Origin of the sequence: Streptosporangium sp. NPDC006930 (assembly GCF_040635605.1) — a bacterium.
GTDB lineage: Bacteria > Actinomycetota > Actinomycetes > Streptosporangiales > Streptosporangiaceae > Streptosporangium.
The window spans coordinates 50,799-66,858 of sequence record NZ_JBEYID010000031.1 but is presented as its reverse complement, the minus strand read 5'-3'; the positions used below and the strand labels follow the sequence as shown (position 1 = coordinate 66,858).

The 16,060-nt window shown below is 67.1% G+C and carries 13 protein-coding genes; 4 read left to right on the top strand and 9 right to left on the bottom strand.

The window, feature by feature from the left end; all coding sequences use genetic code 11:
* Positions 1-43 precede the first annotated feature (43 nt).
* Complete coding sequence (locus ABZ664_RS36170) at positions 44-1,372, bottom strand: transposase (RefSeq protein WP_362520819.1); 1,329 nt, start codon at positions 1,370-1,372, stop codon at positions 44-46.
* 24 nt (positions 1,373-1,396) lie between these two features.
* On the opposite strand from ABZ664_RS36170, the gene tnpA reads away from it, so the two are divergent.
* The gene (tnpA, locus tag ABZ664_RS36165) at positions 1,397-1,825 is read left to right on the top strand and encodes an IS200/IS605 family transposase (RefSeq protein WP_362520817.1); all 429 of its coding nucleotides are present in this window, start codon (positions 1,397-1,399) and stop codon (positions 1,823-1,825) included.
* 442 nt (positions 1,826-2,267) lie between these two features.
* Positions 2,268-3,635, top strand: coding sequence for a family 16 glycosylhydrolase (locus ABZ664_RS36160; RefSeq protein WP_362520814.1), 1,368 nt, complete (start codon positions 2,268-2,270; stop codon positions 3,633-3,635).
* A gap of 214 nt (positions 3,636-3,849) precedes the next feature.
* Here the strand turns inward: ABZ664_RS36160 and ABZ664_RS36155 are convergent, their stop codons facing one another.
* The gene (locus ABZ664_RS36155; protein WP_362520811.1) at positions 3,850-4,611 is read right to left on the bottom strand and encodes a Mut7-C RNAse domain-containing protein; all 762 of its coding nucleotides are present in this window, start codon (positions 4,609-4,611) and stop codon (positions 3,850-3,852) included.
* 214 nt (positions 4,612-4,825) lie between these two features.
* On the bottom strand, positions 4,826-6,721 hold the full coding sequence (locus ABZ664_RS36150) for a ricin-type beta-trefoil lectin domain protein (protein WP_362520808.1): 1,896 nt from the start codon (positions 6,719-6,721) through the stop codon (positions 4,826-4,828).
* 954 nt (positions 6,722-7,675) lie between these two features.
* Between ABZ664_RS36150 and ABZ664_RS36145 the strand changes: the two genes are divergently transcribed.
* Together ABZ664_RS36145 and ABZ664_RS36140 are read left to right on the top strand one after the other, a co-directional pair.
* Positions 7,676-9,031 carry a PHB depolymerase family esterase gene (locus ABZ664_RS36145; RefSeq protein ID WP_362520898.1) on the top strand — a complete coding sequence of 452 codons (1,356 nt, stop codon included), beginning with the start codon at positions 7,676-7,678 and terminating at the stop codon, positions 9,029-9,031.
* 59 nt (positions 9,032-9,090) lie between these two features.
* Positions 9,091-9,522, top strand: coding sequence for a DUF397 domain-containing protein (locus ABZ664_RS36140; RefSeq protein ID WP_362520805.1), 432 nt, complete (start codon positions 9,091-9,093; stop codon positions 9,520-9,522).
* Positions 9,523-9,668: 146 nt separating this feature from the next.
* Here ABZ664_RS36140 and ABZ664_RS36135 read toward each other — a convergent pair whose 3' ends face one another.
* From ABZ664_RS36135 to ABZ664_RS36110, 6 genes are read right to left on the bottom strand one after another with little or no spacing between them, the layout of a single operon-like run.
* Positions 9,669-10,355 (bottom strand): PIG-L deacetylase family protein, encoded by a 687-nt coding sequence (locus ABZ664_RS36135; RefSeq protein WP_362520802.1) that lies wholly within the window; start codon positions 10,353-10,355, stop codon positions 9,669-9,671.
* On the bottom strand, positions 10,352-12,331 hold the full coding sequence (locus ABZ664_RS36130) for an NAD-dependent epimerase/dehydratase family protein (protein WP_362520799.1): 1,980 nt from the start codon (positions 12,329-12,331) through the stop codon (positions 10,352-10,354). Before ABZ664_RS36130 ends, ABZ664_RS36135 begins: the two co-directional genes overlap by 4 nt.
* Positions 12,332-12,348: 17 nt before the next feature.
* Positions 12,349-13,377 carry a glycosyltransferase gene (locus ABZ664_RS36125; RefSeq protein WP_362520797.1) on the bottom strand — a complete coding sequence of 343 codons (1,029 nt, stop codon included), beginning with the start codon at positions 13,375-13,377 and terminating at the stop codon, positions 12,349-12,351.
* Positions 13,374-14,627 (bottom strand): amidase, encoded by a 1,254-nt coding sequence (locus tag ABZ664_RS36120; RefSeq protein ID WP_362520794.1) that lies wholly within the window; start codon positions 14,625-14,627, stop codon positions 13,374-13,376. The genes ABZ664_RS36125 and ABZ664_RS36120 overlap by 4 nt, the downstream gene beginning before the upstream one ends.
* Positions 14,624-15,199 carry an ureidoglycolate lyase gene (locus ABZ664_RS36115; RefSeq protein WP_362520791.1) on the bottom strand — a complete coding sequence of 192 codons (576 nt, stop codon included), beginning with the start codon at positions 15,197-15,199 and terminating at the stop codon, positions 14,624-14,626. Before ABZ664_RS36115 ends, ABZ664_RS36120 begins: the two co-directional genes overlap by 4 nt.
* On the bottom strand, positions 15,196-16,050 hold the full coding sequence (locus ABZ664_RS36110) for a polysaccharide deacetylase family protein (RefSeq protein ID WP_362520788.1): 855 nt from the start codon (positions 16,048-16,050) through the stop codon (positions 15,196-15,198). The genes ABZ664_RS36115 and ABZ664_RS36110 overlap by 4 nt, the downstream gene beginning before the upstream one ends.
* Positions 16,051-16,060 lie beyond the last annotated feature (10 nt).

Here is a 16,060-nt window from a genome sequence, read left to right as displayed (position 1 = left end):
ACGATTGAAGTGCTCTCTCGCCTGAAGGGCAGGAGATTCCCCCCTACCTTGCGGTGGCGGGCTTGACGCGGCGAGCGTGCCTGACGACTGCCCTCCCGGCAGCCGGGACGAGCGCGAGGCCCGTCCGGTACAGGTGCAAGATGTTTCGGGCGGCGTTGTGGTCGGCGTTGCCGGACCAGTCGCAGCCTTCGTTCTTGCACACGAACACGGCCTGGGACTCCCGGCTGCCCGGCGTGGTGAAGCCACACGCTGAGCAGCGGCGGGAGGTGCCGGGGGCGGGAACCTTGTACAGGGCGCCACCATGGCGGGCGGACTTGTACGTCAGCATCGTCACGGCGCGACCCCATGCCTCCTGGCTGATGGAGCGGTTCAGGCCGGACTTCTGCGCGACGTTCGTGCCCGGTTCCTCGACGGTGCCCTTGGCGGAGGTGACCATGTTCGGGATGTTCAGGTGCTCCACCACGATCACGCCGTAGGTGCGGGCGATCTCGGTGGTGGTTTGGTGCTGCCAGTCGATGGCCCGGCGCTTGGCTCTCGCGCGAAGGCTTGCGATCTGGTCATAGGTCCGCTTCAGCCGGTTGGAGGGGTGCCTGCCGGGCTTGTGGAGGCTTTTGCGGTGCGCGGCCCGCTGTTGCAGCCGCAGCAGTTTGGCTTTCTCGTCGGCGTTGAGCCACTTGTCCCGGTCGGCCTTACCGTCCGAAAGCCGGGCAGGGCGGCCGTGGTTTCGATGGCTGCCGTCGGACAGGGCCAGGGGGATGTTCACTCCGGCGTCGATGCCGACGTCGGGGCCGGTGTGGGGTTGGGGTTTCGGTTCGAGGGTCTGGACGCGCAAGGCGATGTGCCAGCCGAGGGCGTCCTTGACCAGCCGCGCCCCGGTGATCCGGTTGTCGGCGCCGGCCTTCTTGCCGACCGGTAGGTCTTTGGTCCAACGGAACCGGACCCGGCCCACCTTGGGGATATTCACCATGCCCCAGCGCCGGTGCACCCGCTGGAGGTGGAGGTCTCGGCCCTGCGGAATGTCCACGCCCATCACCGTGCGCAGGCGGGCCTTGAAGGTCGGTGCGTCGGCTCGGCCGTCCCAGCGGTTCTTCCACGCCTGGAAGTAGGTCTTCAGTACCGCTTGTGCGGCCTGAGCGGGAAGGACGGCGAGCCAGTCGATGTCTTTTCTGGCCTGCCGGATCGCGGCGTCGGCCGCGGCCAGGGAACGCTTGTGCTTGGGGAGCATCGTCCACCACTCGTGCAGCAGGTTCCACATCGTGCGGGCCGCGTGCGCCTGGTCGTCGATGAGCCGGACCTGCGCGGCAGTCAGCACCAGCCGAGCGCGATGCCCGAACTGCCGGTGCTCCACACCAAGCTCCACACCGAGTCCCATGCGGGGCATCGTATCGTTTGGTTTATGTCACCGCGCTGGAATTCGAATCCTGACGTACGCACGGGCCGTCACGTCGTCCACCACCTTCATGTCCATTTGGTTTTCGTTACCAGGTACCGGCACGGCGCCTTCACCGAGGCCATGCTCAACCGGTGCGAGGAGATCATGCGGGATGTATGCGCGGACTTCGAAGCGCAGCTGAAGGAGTTCAACGGCGGGGGCGATCACGTGCACCTCCTGGTGCACTACCCGCCCAAGGTGCAGCTCTCAAAGCTGGTCAACAGCCTCAAGGGCGTCTCGGCCCGACTCCTGCGCAAGGAGTACGAGGCGCACGTCCGCCGGTACCCGTGGGGCGGACGCTTTTGGTCCGGCTCCTACTTCGCCGGGTCAGTGGGCGGCGCACCGATCAGCGTCCTGCACCACTACATCGAACAGCAAAGTCGTCCGGCTTAGGGCACGCCCGGGCCTTGGAAGCCCTCCCGCGCGGGCCTTCACCCCGGTCCGAAGGCCGGAGCGCCGGCCCATATTTCGGTAGACGACTCGATCTCCGCCCTCCTGACTCCCATGCCATCCGGATGGCGATCGTCCCTGGAGGCTCGAAGGAGAGCTGACCGACAGGGTGAGATTTTCGTCAAAGATGCTGGTGAACGGCAGTATCAGAATGGAACCGTCCAAATTTTCAAAAAACGACAGATCCTGATTTTCACTGTTACCTTCATCCCGTTCACATGATCATGGACCGCTTGCAGCAGCGGTTCGATGACATCAATGGGGGAAGAAGATGACAGGTTCACGATCGGAAAACTCGCGGCCGAGAGGCTCGCGACTCCCGAGAAGGCGCGCTGTCGCGGCGTTCACCGCGACCTGTGCCTTCGTCACGATCTGGGGAGGTGGTGTGGCCTCGGCGGCGGCGCAGAGCGTCACGATCAAGCCGTCGGCCGACACCTCCTACTCGCAGGTGGCCCAGGACGGTAACGGCAGCGCCAAGACGACGCTCGCGACCTGCCCGCAGTCCTGCGAGGGGAACTCCGCCGGAGAGCGGCAGGCGGTCGTCGCCTTCACGGTCACCGGCCTGCCCGCCGGAGCCACCAACGTGAAGGCCCGCCTGGAGCTGTACTCCTGGAACGCCTTCGCCGCGACCACGACCACCGCCCACAAGGCGAGCGGCGGCGCCTCGGGCGCCGGAACCTGGGAGACCAGGCCGACGCTCGGCTCCGCGCTGGACTCCTCCACCGCGGTCACCAAGGGCTACAACGCCTGGGACGTGTCCTCGGCCGTCACGGGCAACGGCGCGGTGACCTTCGCCGTCCGCCAGTCGACCAGGAACACCCGCACCTACTGGGCCTCAGCCGACAACTCCAACGCGGCGATCCGGCCACGCCTCGTCGTCACCTACACCGCGGGCGGCACGGCCACTCCCACGCCGACCGTGAAGCCGACCGCGACGCCGACGCCGACGGTGAAGCCGACCGCCACACCCACGACCACAGCGACCGTGAAGCCGACCGCCACGCCCACGGCGACCTCCACGAACCCGCCCGGATGGAAGCTCGTCTGGTCCGACGAGTTCGACGGCACCGCGCTCGACACCAAGAAGTGGAACCCCAAGGACAGCTCCGTGGACTACGACCGCGCCTGCATCACCAGCCGGCCGGAGAACCAGTTCGTCCGCGACGGCAACCTGACGGTGCGGGCACTCAAGGAAGACTGGAAGTGCGCCGGCACGACCCGTCACTACACGACCGCCTACCTCGACACGAAGGGCAAGGCGTCGTTCGCCTACGGTCGCTTCGAGGTGCGCGCGAAGTCGCCGAACGGGCCGACCAACTCCACGGGCCTGTGGCCCGCCTTCTGGATGAGGCCGGACGACGGGGGCAACGGCGAGATCGACGTCACCGAGCTTCCCGGCGGTTCCAAGTACTACAAGGCCGCGACCGCCGCGATCTTCCGTGACTACACGCCCACCAAGAGCGACTTCCGCTACACCTTCCCGAGCGGTTACCCGGGCGACGGCTTCCACACCTACACCACCGAGTGGGAGCCCGGGGTGATCCGCTGGTACATCGACGGCAAGGAGATCTGGCGCCGGGAGGGCAACACGCCCGCCTGGCTGAAGGAGACCTTCGGCTCCGACGCGAGCTACAAGCGCAAGTTCCACCTGCGGATCAACTTCCAGGTCGGCGGCTGGCTGGGCGACCCGGACGCCTCGACCACCTTCCCGGCCGACTTCAAGGTCGACTACGTGCGCGTCTGGCAGCGCTAGCCCTACCGTCCCCGCACCGCTCGGGTGCGGGGACGGTTGTAGTGGGGTGAGGGCCTTCGGGGCCGGTGCGGATCCGCGACATCCGCAGCGCGACCCGAAGGTCCTCATGCCGCGCCGCGACATCCCGCAGCGTGACCCGAAAGCTCTCATACAGCGCCGCGACATCCCGCTGACCGAGACCGGCGAAAACCGGGTAAGCCGTGCCCGGCCTGCCTCAGCGCGACTCCCCGCCGGCCTGCGACTCCTGGCGGGTCGTGCGCAGGGCCGACCGTACGATCTCCTCCAGATGCTCGCTGTGCGCGCCACGCCAGTAGATCTGCCCGCACTCCGAGCATCGGCCGTAGACGTCGTAGGAGCGCCTCGTCCCGGTCTCCAGCAGGCGGTCGATCTCGCTCTTGTCGACGGGCGCCAGCTCCCCGTTGCAGGCGGTGCAGCGGGTCCACGGCCGCAGCGGCGGCGCGAACCGCTCCAGCAGGTCGCGAAGCTGGTCGTTCGCCTTGGTGCCTCGTACGTAGGCGCCGAGCCAGAGCGCCCGGCGGCACAGCAGGCCGTGATCCTGGGTGAGCAGCACGCGGCGTTCCCTGTTCGCCTCGGCGACGAGGGAGGGATCGTCCATGTCGTTGTGATAGGTCGCGTCCACGCCCAGTAGCCGGAGCCGTCGCGCGAGAGTACCCAGGTGGACATCGAGCAGGAACCGGGGTGCGTGCCGGCCGGGTTCGAGCGGCACTCGCTGAGGGCGGGGCATGGCGTGAACGTGGACCACGTCACCGGCGACGGGCTGGTAGGACGTGCCGACCTCCGCGCCCTCGACGATCAGAGGCCCCACCTCGGGCAGCGGAACGCCGATCGACTCCACGACATGGCCCAGCGTCGACGTCCCGTCCGGCGTCACCCGCTGCCACTCGCGCCGCCGGCGCGCGGGCAGGAACAGCAGCAACTCGGGGGCGATACGCAGGTGGACGTCGGATTCGCTCACACCCTCAGCATGCCATCCGCCCCAGGAGCCCCGACACGCATTCAGAGGAGGCGGCCCGTGATCATGCGCGCTCCCCGGTTCGTCGAATCGATCCGCGAACAACGGGCCCGGCGGCGAGAAGGATCTCGCCGCCGGGCCTCTCACAGCCGTCCCCGCCGCGAAGGCAGGCGCGGCCAGGTCCGGATGGAGTCCAGGCACTCCACGTGCCGTTGGGTCAGCTCCTGGTCCATTTCTGGCTGCTCGTGCCGGTGCAGGACCACAGCTGCACCTTGGTTCCGTTGCCGGTCCCGAAGTTGCTCGCCTCCAGGCATTTGCCGGACTGCACGCCGGTGATGGTGCCGTCGCCGTTGATGTTCCACTGCTGGTTGGTTCCGCCGTTGCAGTCCCAGATGATCACCTGGGTGCCGTTGGCGGTGCCCTGCCCGGAGGCGTCCAGGCACTTGTTGCCGTACACCTGCAGCTGCTTACCGGAGGTGGAGGTGAAGCGCTGGTTGGTGCCGCTGCCACAGTCCCACAGCTGGAGCTGGGTGCCGTTGGTGGTGGTCGCGTTCGGGACGTCCAGGCACCGGCCGGCGTTGACGTTGCGCAACACCGACGTCGACCCGGGGTCAGGGCCAGGGCCAGGGCCGGGGCCGGGGTCGGAGGGGGGCAGCAGCGTGACGGTGTAGGAGTCGTCGATGGCGGTGTGCGGCAGGTTGACCGTCGTGCCGTTGCCGGACAGGGTCACCACGGAGTTCTGGACGGTGACCGGGGCCGTGACGGCGCCGCCGCCGTTGTGAGGGATGCGCTCGGCCACGACCCTCACCTGGTTGTTCTCCACGATGCCGCTCGTGGCGTCCAGGCGCCGCAGGTTGACGGCGATGTTGCCGGTCGTGGTGCCGCCGCCGACCAGGATCTTGGCCGTCCCCGCCGCCTTGGTGGCGAACGCGTCGTACGAGGCGCTGGGGGTGACGGACACGATCTGGCCGGTCTGCGAGCCGTAGAAGCGGTAGGCCCACCATTCGCCCTTCGGCTGGTACTGGCCCGCCGAGTTGCGGACCAGCAGGTTGCCGAGGTCGTTGTGCAGGTTTCCTCCGCCCGCCCAGTTGGCGCGCAGGCCGTCGGCGCCGGCCCGCTCCAGGCGCGCGATGTACCAGGAGCCGTCGGCGGGGTTCTGCTCGTTGGACGCCCCGTATTCGTTGATCTGGTAGGGCCGTGGGTGCGGGATGCCACGGGAGTTCAACGTGGTGTCGGCCGCCGCCACGTTGGCCACCGGGTCGCCCGGCAGGGAGTGCCAGCTGATGATGTCGGGGACCACGTTGTTGGCCTTGACGTAGTCGAGGTACTGGTTCCAGAAAGCGTGGCCGGTGGACGGCACGCACGCGCAGCTCGGTCCGACGATGAGCTGCGTCGGGAACGCGGCCCGGACGCGCTGGTAGGTGCGGCGCCACAGTTCGAGGTACTGGGAGATCGGACGGTTCCAGAACAGGGTGATGTTGGGCTCGTTCCACAGGTCCCACTGCACCGGGGCGCCGGTGGCCTGCACGTCGTTGATCAGACGGGTGAGGAAGTTGTCGTAGTCCGTCCAGTTGCCGTTGTCGCCGGGGAAGCGCGAGATCGGGTAGCCGTCGGCGCCCCACAGGTCGTGGACGAGCAGGATGAACTCCCCGCCCAGTGACCGGGTGCGCAGCAACTGGGCACGGGTGGCGTTCCACCGTCGGTCATACTTGCCCGACACCCAGCCACCCGGGCTGTCGAGCTGTGCCCCACCGGCCCGCATGTACCGGAACTTCACGTCGGTGAAGTACTGGTTGGGCGGGCCCGACGCGTTCTCGGTCATGCCGTAGATCCAGCCGGAGGCACGGTAGGTCGGAGTGCCACTGCCGGCGGAGAAGTCGACGGCGATGGACTGGTCCGCGGCCTGGGCCGGCGTGGCGGACGTCACGACGGGGCCCGCGACGAGGGCGCCGACGGCGAGAAAGGCGGCGATCGCGCGGCGGCCTCTGTGCCGCCTGCCGGGGGTGATGTCCGCCTCTGGCGTCTCAGACGCGTGAGGGCGGGGCGGATGGGCTGGGAGCGATGGCGTGAGACGCCACAGTCGGGCTCGGCGGACGATGTCGCCAACGTTCATCTTGGGCTCTCCTCACTCGTGGGTGCTGCGCGCACATGTGAGTGGAATGGCTTCGTGGGGGGTGGGGGCTCGAAAACCAGGATGTCCCTGCATCGAATCGATTCGACCGAAGCCTAGATTTCGCTGTCAGTGATGTCAACAACGTGTGTTATAGAAGTAAACGCCTGGTTTCGAGCGCTACTGACTCCTGCCAGACGTCGGCCGGGTCCCGGTCGCCCCCCAGATTCCGTGGTTGAGGCGAACCGGTTCGATGATCCGGCTCGGAATCCACGGGGTGACGCAGGCCGTCAAGGACCCTCGATGACAACCCGCCGGTGGGTGCACGGAAGAGGAGCCGGTCCGACGGTCGTCGGCAGAATGATCACGCCATACCGTGCGGCAGGAAATCAGGGCGCGAGCCGGATCCGGGATCATGCTGATCTTCGGATGACTGAAAGTTTCATCACGGAGGCCCTGCCCGGGGCGCGACCGCCGCCGCGGAGGAGAACACTCCACGGCGAAGTGCACCCGGCGACCCTGCACGGTTCGACGCAAGGTTGTCCCATGGATGCACGCTCTCCAATTAGTACGACACATTTGAACGGTTCATATGAGGATGCTTGGCGCGGATACCCATGGTGCTGGGCATCGCCGCTGGTAAAGGGGTAAAACGGCTAACCATGGTCGGATTCTCGGTGTGCGAATGGTGAAATAAGCAGGTTTAAGGTCTTGACGGGCCTCATGACTCCGACCGTAATTAGAGGCGAGGCCCTGGGGGTGCGCTCCTTCCGGAACCTCTGCGCCCGATCACATGGGCGCAGTGTGGAGGCGCTTCGCGGCCCTCCGCATCGTGGCCGTCCACGTCGACATCCACAACCTCGCTTCGCCATGCGTCCTTTCATGGCGTCCCGGTGAGGAGCAGCGGGCTCAACCGGCGCGGGTCGACCGGAAACGAAAGGCGAACGAGTGAAACGCATGATCAGAGCGGTGCTGGCGGCCGTCGTCCTGTGCCTGGCCTCCGCCGGAGTCCTCGTCGGGCTACCGTCGGCGTCCGCCGCGGCCCTGACCCGGGTGACGAATTTCGGAACCAACCCGACGAACCTCAACATGTACATCTACGTGCCGGACAGGGTCGCGGCACGGCCCGCACTGCTGGTGCTGACCCACTACTGCGGCGGGTCGGCCGGTGCGATCTTCAACGGCAACGGGCACGACTACGTGACCGCGGCCGACAGGTACGGATACGTCATCGTGGTTCCGGAGGTCACTCGCAGCGAGAAATGCTTTGACGTGTCCACCCCCGCCGCGCTGCGGCGCGACGGCGGCGGCGACTCCACCGGTGTCATGGCGATGGTCGCCTGGGCGCGGCAGCGCTACAACGTGGATCCGGAACGGATCGTGGTCAGCGGGTTCTCCTCGGGGGCGATGATGACCAACGTGCTGGCCGCCCAGTATCCGGACGTGTTCGCCGCCGGTTCGGCGTTCTCCGGAGTTCCCGCGGGGTGTTTCGCGACCACGAACGGATCGCTGTGGAACAGCCAGTGTTCGGGCGGGCAAATCATCAAGACGGCGCAGCAGTGGGGTGACCAGGCCCGGTCGATGTATCCCGGATACACCGGGCGCTACCCACGGATGCAACTGTGGCACGGCAGCACGGACACGACGCTGCACTACAACAACTTCGGTGAAGAGATCAAGCAGTGGACGAACCTGCACGGGCTGAGCCAGACTCCGGCGTTCACCGACCGCCCGCAGTCGAACTGGACCCGGACCAGGTACGGCGTCACCTCGGCCCAGGCCACGGTGGAGGGGATCAGCATCAGCGGGGTCGGCCACCAGCTGCCGATGAGCGGCCAGCTCGCCTATGCCATCACCTTCCTCGGCCTCGACGGCGGCTCTTCCACACCGTCCCCCTCGCCGTCCCCTTCGCCTTCGCCGTCGGATGGCACGGGTGCTCTGCGGGGTGTGGGGTCGGGGCGGTGCCTGGACGTGGCCGGCGCCTCGCAGGCCAACGGTGCCGCGGCGAACATCTGGGACTGCAGCGGGCAGCCCAACCAGCGGTGGACCTCCACCGCCGCCGGTGAGCTGCGGGTCTACGGCGGCAAGTGCCTGGACGTCAACGGCGCCGGGACCGCCGACGGCTCCGCGGTGATCATCTGGGACTGCAACGGGCAGAACAACCAGAAGTGGCGCCTGAACGCCGACGGCACCATCACCGCGGTCGGAGCGAACAAGTGCCTGGACGTCTCCGGGTACGGCACCGCCAACGGCACCAGGGTGCAGATCTGGACCTGCACCGGCGCCACCAACCAGAAGTGGACCCGAGCCTGACCGACGCGTACCCGACGCGGCAGGGATGGGGAGGCCGACGTCCCGGACCAGGGGGAACAGTGACCGACGAACACGGTTGGATCACCAGCAGCTACACCGGTAGCGGCCAGCAATGTGTCCAGATGAAGCCGATGCCGTCCGGGGTCGCCATCCGCGATTCCAAGAACCCGGAAGGACCCAGGCTCCTGTGCACCCCCGATGCCTGGAGATCCCTGGTGACCGAGGCGCGGAACGGCTCCTACGACCTGCCCTCTCACCTTCCAGAAACACCATCTCACCTGCCCAAACCGGCAGCAGCAGCCCTCGGGTTGGCCGCTGCCGAATGGCTGTCCACTCCCAACCCCGGCGATACCCACCTGTCGATCGCGTTCGTCAACGCCCACATAGCGATGCGTCTCACCTCCACGGAGGAGACGCTCGTGTTCACTCCAGGGGAGTGGAACGCGTGGTTGTCCGGAGCCAGAGACGGCGAATTCGACCATCTCTCCTGAGCTGCTCAAACTCCGTAGGCAAAGGCGAGTTCTCAGCTGAGATCCGCCGGTTATGTCCAGTGGCCGCTTGAAGTGAGGGGCCCCGTCGCGGTGGGACCCTCACCCGTCTGCGAGTGCTCACCACGAGCATCGCCGCGTGGTCCCTCCTACGCCTCCTTATTTTCATGGAGACCGGCGGGGTTTCCACCCAGATGTATAACCTCGAAAACCTCCGCGGCCCCTCTTCCCTGAGCGGATGCGCCGCGATATCGGGCAAGACCCTCGATCGCGGCGTCCCACGGTACGTGTCGCAGCTGCGACCGGTATGCGCGCATCGCATGCACCTTCGCGTCAAGTACGTCGGTGATGTCCTCCACATAGGAGTGACGTGCCATGGGGGTCCACACCTCATACCCAAGCACGAGGTCGGGTGGAGCGCATGGCGTCCCGGCCTCGGGAAAGAACCCGGAGCTCGCCATCCAGAGGGCGTCCATGGCCAGCTCGTGTACGAGCCGGTGTTCCCGGTCGGCCTCGCCGGCGTGCGGAAGGTAGACGATGTTGGGAGTGACCCGGCGGATCGCGGATGTCAGCGCCATCCGCCATCGCCGGGAGGGTGACAGGTCGCGTGAGGGTGCCCCCAGGTTGACGCACTCAAAGGCGCCCAGGCGTTCCCGCGCCACTTCGATCTCGGCCGCGTATTCCTCAGGCCCGATATCCGCGCCCAAGGTCGGCTCGCGTCCAACCACCTGAAGGAGCGAGACCTGACCTCCCGCTCCCGAGTGTTTGATGAGTGAGCCGCCGGCGCCTATCAACTCATCGTCGGGGTGTGGTGCGATGGCCAGGACCGTGGTCATCGGAGCAGCCCCGCCCAATGTGCCCACTCGGCTGTATGGGTCATGCCCTCGGCGAAACCGATGCGCGGGCGGAAGCCGAGGGAGGCGAGCCGGTCACAGTGAACCACCGCTTCGTCGGAATAAAGTCTCCTCTCCCAATCCGGCAATTCTCTGCCGTGATACCCCGTCGGCGGCGCCAAGTTCAGCATCTGCCGGTAGGCGTCGTAAAACTCACCCCACTTGACCGGCTCCGGCCCTGAAACGAGGAACCGCCGGCCGTCGACGTGCGGTGCCCGCGCGAGCGTCGTGACAGCCGCCGCCACGTCGTGAACGTGCACAGCGTTACAGAGTCCTGGCGTATCGCCGGTCGGCAGGTTCACCCGCCCCTCTACCAGCCGACGAATCGGACCGAGCGTCCAAGCCGGCGACCACGGCCCGTACACCACCGTCGGCTGGATCGAGACGACCTCCGGCTTCTTGGCGGCCGCCAGCACAAGCCGCTCGGCGGCGAGTTTCTGCTGGGCGTACTCGAGATCGTTGGCACGGGTGGGCAGCATCGGGGTGTCTTCGTTCAGGTCACGCACATCAGCTGTGTCGTAGGTCGCAACCGTACCGACATATACCAGTCGGCGGACTTTCGCGGCGGCCGCGGCGTCGAGCACGGCCTGGGTTCCCTCCACTGTCACGGACCATTGTTCCGTGGTGTCGCCGCTGCTGCCGTGCACCGTGTGGATCACTACGTCGCACCCCGTGAAAGCCTCGGTCAAGGCGGAGACATCCCGGATGTCCGTGCGTACGTGGGTCAGCTTGCGCGGATCAAGGTGGGAGAGCCGGGCCAGGCGAGCCAGATCACGGACGACGGCGACGCAGGACACGCCCTCGGCGACCAGCCGGTCCACCACATGCGCGCCGATGAAGCCGGTCGCACCCGTCACCGCTACGCGACCGGCGGGATCGGGATCGGGATCGGGTCTTTGGCCGGGGCGGGCCTCCCATGGCCGGGACAGTTTTTCCGGGGAGGTGGTGCGGCACTCGTGAAGGAGGTTCACGGTGGTGACGGCGTCCTCGAAGGTGGCGTACTCGGTCGCGTCACCCTTCACGGCCCGGTGAAACTCCTCGAACTGACCGTGAAACAGGCCCTCCCATGAGTCTTTCGTGCGCGGCGACGTTGGGACCGGTCCCTGGCCGACCGCATGACCGGCCGCGTCGAGGTGGACGAAGGACGCGGAAAGGCCGGTTCCCACGGTTAATGAGCCCGCCGTGCCATGAATGACACATTCGTTGGGCAGCTCTCGCAGCCGGCTGATCTCGATTTCGGCCGTCACGGAGCCGAACCTCACGGTGGCGCGTGCCTCGCTGTCCGCCCCGCCGGCGCTGTTGTCCTCGAAACGGATGAGTTGTACGGGGCCCCCGAACCAGTGATAGAGCATGTCGAAGACATGCGGCCCGGTATCCGCCAGTACCCCTCCACCCGCCGACGGCGCGTCGAACATGAATCCGGTCAGTAATGGCCAGTCGTACGGCCGTCCCTCCCGCCAGGTCACGCGAACGACGTCACCCAGCTTGCCGGTGTCGAGCAGGTCCAGGACCCATTGGGCGGCGGGGAACAGACGACGGACATATGCCGGCACCACGGTCGCCGAACCCTGCTGCGCGGCGTAACGGATTCGCGTGCACTCGTCCGGGGTCAGCGCGAGCGGTTTCTCCACCAGTACGTGTTTTCCGGCTCGCAGCAGTTGCTCGGCCACGTCGGCATGAGTGGCGTGGGGAGTGGCGACCACGGCGGCGTCGATATACGGCAGGGCCGCCTCGACGGAGGTGAGGACCGCAACGGGGTGATCGGCGTCTCTCAACTCGCGATGGTGTTCAGCCGCCGTGACAGCGTGCGAGAGGACACGATCCACCAGCGCGGTCAGCAGAAACGGGCCGTCGTGGGTCAACCCCTGCAGATGGCAGAGCCGGGCTGCCGCGCCACAGCCCACGATGCCTATTTTCATGGGTTCTGACGGTGAAGTCACTGCCCCTCCTGTAGCTCGTATTCGGGTCTGTTCTCGTCCCGCTGTGGCTCGATGCGCCGCCCTTGCCGAAGATGGGCGGCGCGAAGCGCCTGACGATGCACGGAGTTGAGTTTCGTCGTGTGTCCGGGGACGCCGTGGTGTACTTTGACGCGGGCCGCGGTCGCGGGATAGCGAGTCCGGACCCGGTACGGGTCGGCCAGGGTGTGATAAAGGGTGCCGAGGTGATACGCGGTCAGCCACGCCACTCGATAAACGGCGGGTCCGATGCCTCGCCTGCGCGCTTTCTCCAGCACGGACCCGGCATCGTTGGCCAGTCGCCACCGCAGGGCCGGGGTTATGAACAGGCCCAGTTCCTGACCAATGCCCTCGCCGAGGCCGTAGCGGAAGCCACTGCGCAGGTCGCTGAAGCCCTGCTGCGGTGCGTGCCGGACGATCGCGTCGGGCAGGTAGGCCACCTGGATGCCCGCGAGCTGAAGCCGGAAGTCGAACTCGCGGTCTTCTTCCCAGTGGATGAGATCGGAGTAGTGATATCCGCCGATCCGGTGCACGATCTCACGGTCGTATATCAGCGGCGGCGAATAGGCATTCACATGGTCGGCGATTTGGAAGGATCGAGATTTCTCGATCCAGCGGCTGAGCCGACTTCCGGTGGAGGTGAACTGCACGCGCCCTTTGACCACGGGGTCTGTGAGCGCGCGGGTGGCGAGGGCCCGAATGGTGCCCGGCGCGAACACACAGTCGGAGTCCATGAAGAGGAGATATCGGCCGGTGGCCGCGTCGATCGCCGCGTTGTAGGCCGCGCCGAGATTTGCGTCCGGGATCTCGGTCACGACCGCTTTTCCCGGGAGCGCGCTTACGCTGTGGCGCACCTCCGGACTGGCGTCGTTGAGACAGATGACGATCTCCACGTCCTCGTCGACGCTCTCCACGCATGCGACGATGCGCGGGTCGTCGCGAACGGGGATGATCACGCTGGTGGCCGTGAGAGCATTCCGGACGGAACGGGAGTCGGCCTGCGCGCTCATGTCGTCTCCTTCAGGAGTGCGTCGGAGATCCAGGCGGCGACCCCGAGAGCGGCCGCGTCGTCGCCGTGCCCGCCGATTGTCTGGAGCCCCACCGGCATCGGCGGTTCGTCGCCGCAGTCGATCAGGCCGGCGGGCACGGTCACACAGGGCAATCCGGCCCACGACCAGAAGATGGTCATCTCCACGTCGCCCGTGTGCGACAGTCCGCGTGGCGCCGGCCCCAGCGCGGACGGACATATCCAGGCGTCCACATCGGCCGCAGCCGAGGCGATCAGAGAACGAAGATCTTCGATACGGCGGCGGGCCGCTGCCACGCGAGCCGCCGGTATGGACTGCCCGGCCCGGATCGCCGATGCCGTACGAGGGCGATATCGGTCGGCGTGCGTGCTGAACCACCGCTCGTGCACCGAGGCGAGTTCGGAGAGCAGCACCGCGTCGAAGTCTTCCAGCCACGGTCGGGGATCACCCCACGGGACGTCCCGCTCCTGGATGACGGCTCCGGCCGATCGCAGGGCCGCCACCTGGACGGCGAAGGCCCGGCGAGCGGGTTCAAGGAGCGTTCCGAGGAAGGCGCCTGCCGGGATGGCCAGTCGTGGTGGGCCGACGGGACGAGAGGCGGTGACGTCGAACAAGGCCGCCGCGGCCCACACCATGTCAGGCATGTTCGCGGTGAACAGTCCGGCCGTATCGATGCTGGGTGCCATCGGGACTCCGTCGAAGGGGACCAGGCCAGGTGTCGGCTTGTACCCGGCCACACCGCAGTAGGCGGCCGGAACGATCACGGACCGCTGCGTTTGCGATCCCAGCGCGACCGGGCACACACCGGCGGCCACGGCGGCGGCGGACCCGGCGCTGGACCCGCCCGGTGTACGGGCTCGGTCGTGGGGATTTCGCGTCGGACCGGGCTCACAGCAGGCGAACTCGTCCATGTGCGTCTTACCGAGCACCACGCCCCCGGCCATCCGGATCCGGCGCACCAGAGCCGACTCCGCGCCTGTGAGCAACGCGGGATCGACGGAGCTGCCCGCGCGCGTCGGCAGGCCCGTCACGTGGAACACGTCCTTGACCGCCACGGGCACGCCCTGAAGCGGGGGCGGAGCACTCGCGCTTCGGCGGGCGACCGACGAACTCCGGCTCTCCGCGAGCACGCGGCTGCGGCGCCCAGGCTCCGGAACGAACGCGTGCAACTCGCCGTCCACCGCGTCCAGGCGGTCCAGGGCGGCGAGAACGGCGTCATGCTCGGCCCTCATAACCGAGGGCGTATCGTGACGCCGAAGCGCTGGGTGAGCGAGATCTTGCGGACGTCACCCTCGTTCAGTTCACGCGGACCACCCGCCCGTTGCAGTGCGTCCACCACTTCCTCGGAGTTGCCGATCAGCAGGGTGACCGGCTCTGACACCGCGATCGGGAAATCGTGCCAGGTCCCCAGATGGAGAAGCAGTGCGCTGGCGGCGGGGAAGCGCAGCGCGACGGTCTCGTTCAGGTCGGGCACCCCGTCGGGGTCCGCATCGTCGTTGGGCGGGGCGAGCACCATCACGTAAGGACCGCTTAGGCCGACGAAAAGCTGCGTCAGGTGCAGATGGCGCTCCAGCCAGTGCACCTCGGACGTCTGACCCGGGAGAACCTGGGCGGTGCGTAGCGCCGCTCGTCCGCGGTATCTGAACCCGATGTCACCGCCTTCGATGACACGGCCTCGGTAATACGGTATGTCGATGGCCTGCGTGACCGTGTCCGCCACCAGCTCGCCGAAGGGCGCCACGGTTCGCGCCGTGGCTTCGGTGACAGGCAGGTCGAGCAGAGTCTCGGGTGATGAGCCGGTCATACGACGTCCTCCTTCTTTATGAGCTCGCATATCTCCTCGCCCGTGACGAACCAGACCTCGTCAAGGGCGGCCAGGCGTTCCAGACAGGCACGCAGGAACCCGATGCGACTCGGCTGTCCGACCAGAAAGGGGTGCAGGCCGAGCGCCACCACGCGACCGCGGCTGGGTTCGCGGCACAATTGCCGAACGTGCTCCACCACCACATCGGCGTATTGCGCCGGTGTGTAATGCATGTTGAGGAACAGCGAGATGTCATTCGTCTCCAGGCTGTAGGGGATGGCCAGTAGCCGGTCTCCCGGTGTGTCCAGCCAGTAGGGCACGTCGTCGTCACAGAAATCCGCGGTGTATCCGAGGCCCAGTTCGGCGAGAATGCGATGGGTGTCGGCACTGACCGCGAAGCCGGGAGTGAGCCATCCGAGCACCTGTCGTCCCGTTTCCCGCCTCAGCGTGCTCAGCGCGTCGGCGATGTGCTCTTTCTCGGCCTCGGGCGTCAGGTCGTAATACCGGGTGCTGTTCTCCATGCCATGGCCGAGCACCTCCGCGCCGCGCACGACCACGGCTTCCACGACATCCGGATGGTGGCGGGACATCTCGGCGTTGAGCGCGGCGCTGAAGGGGATGCCCAGGTCGTCGAGGAGACCGAGGACCCGCCATATTCCCACTCGGTTGCCGTACTCCCGCCACCCGGAGTTCGCGATGTCGTGTCCATGCGCGAGGTGTGGCTGAATAGCCGGCCCGGGGCGGCCGGGGAGATAGTGTTCGATATTGACGACCGGCCATACCGCTACTTTCCCACGCCTATTCCAAGAGGCCGGCGGCTTCGACGCCGGAGAACCTGAGTATCCGTTCATATGGATTTCC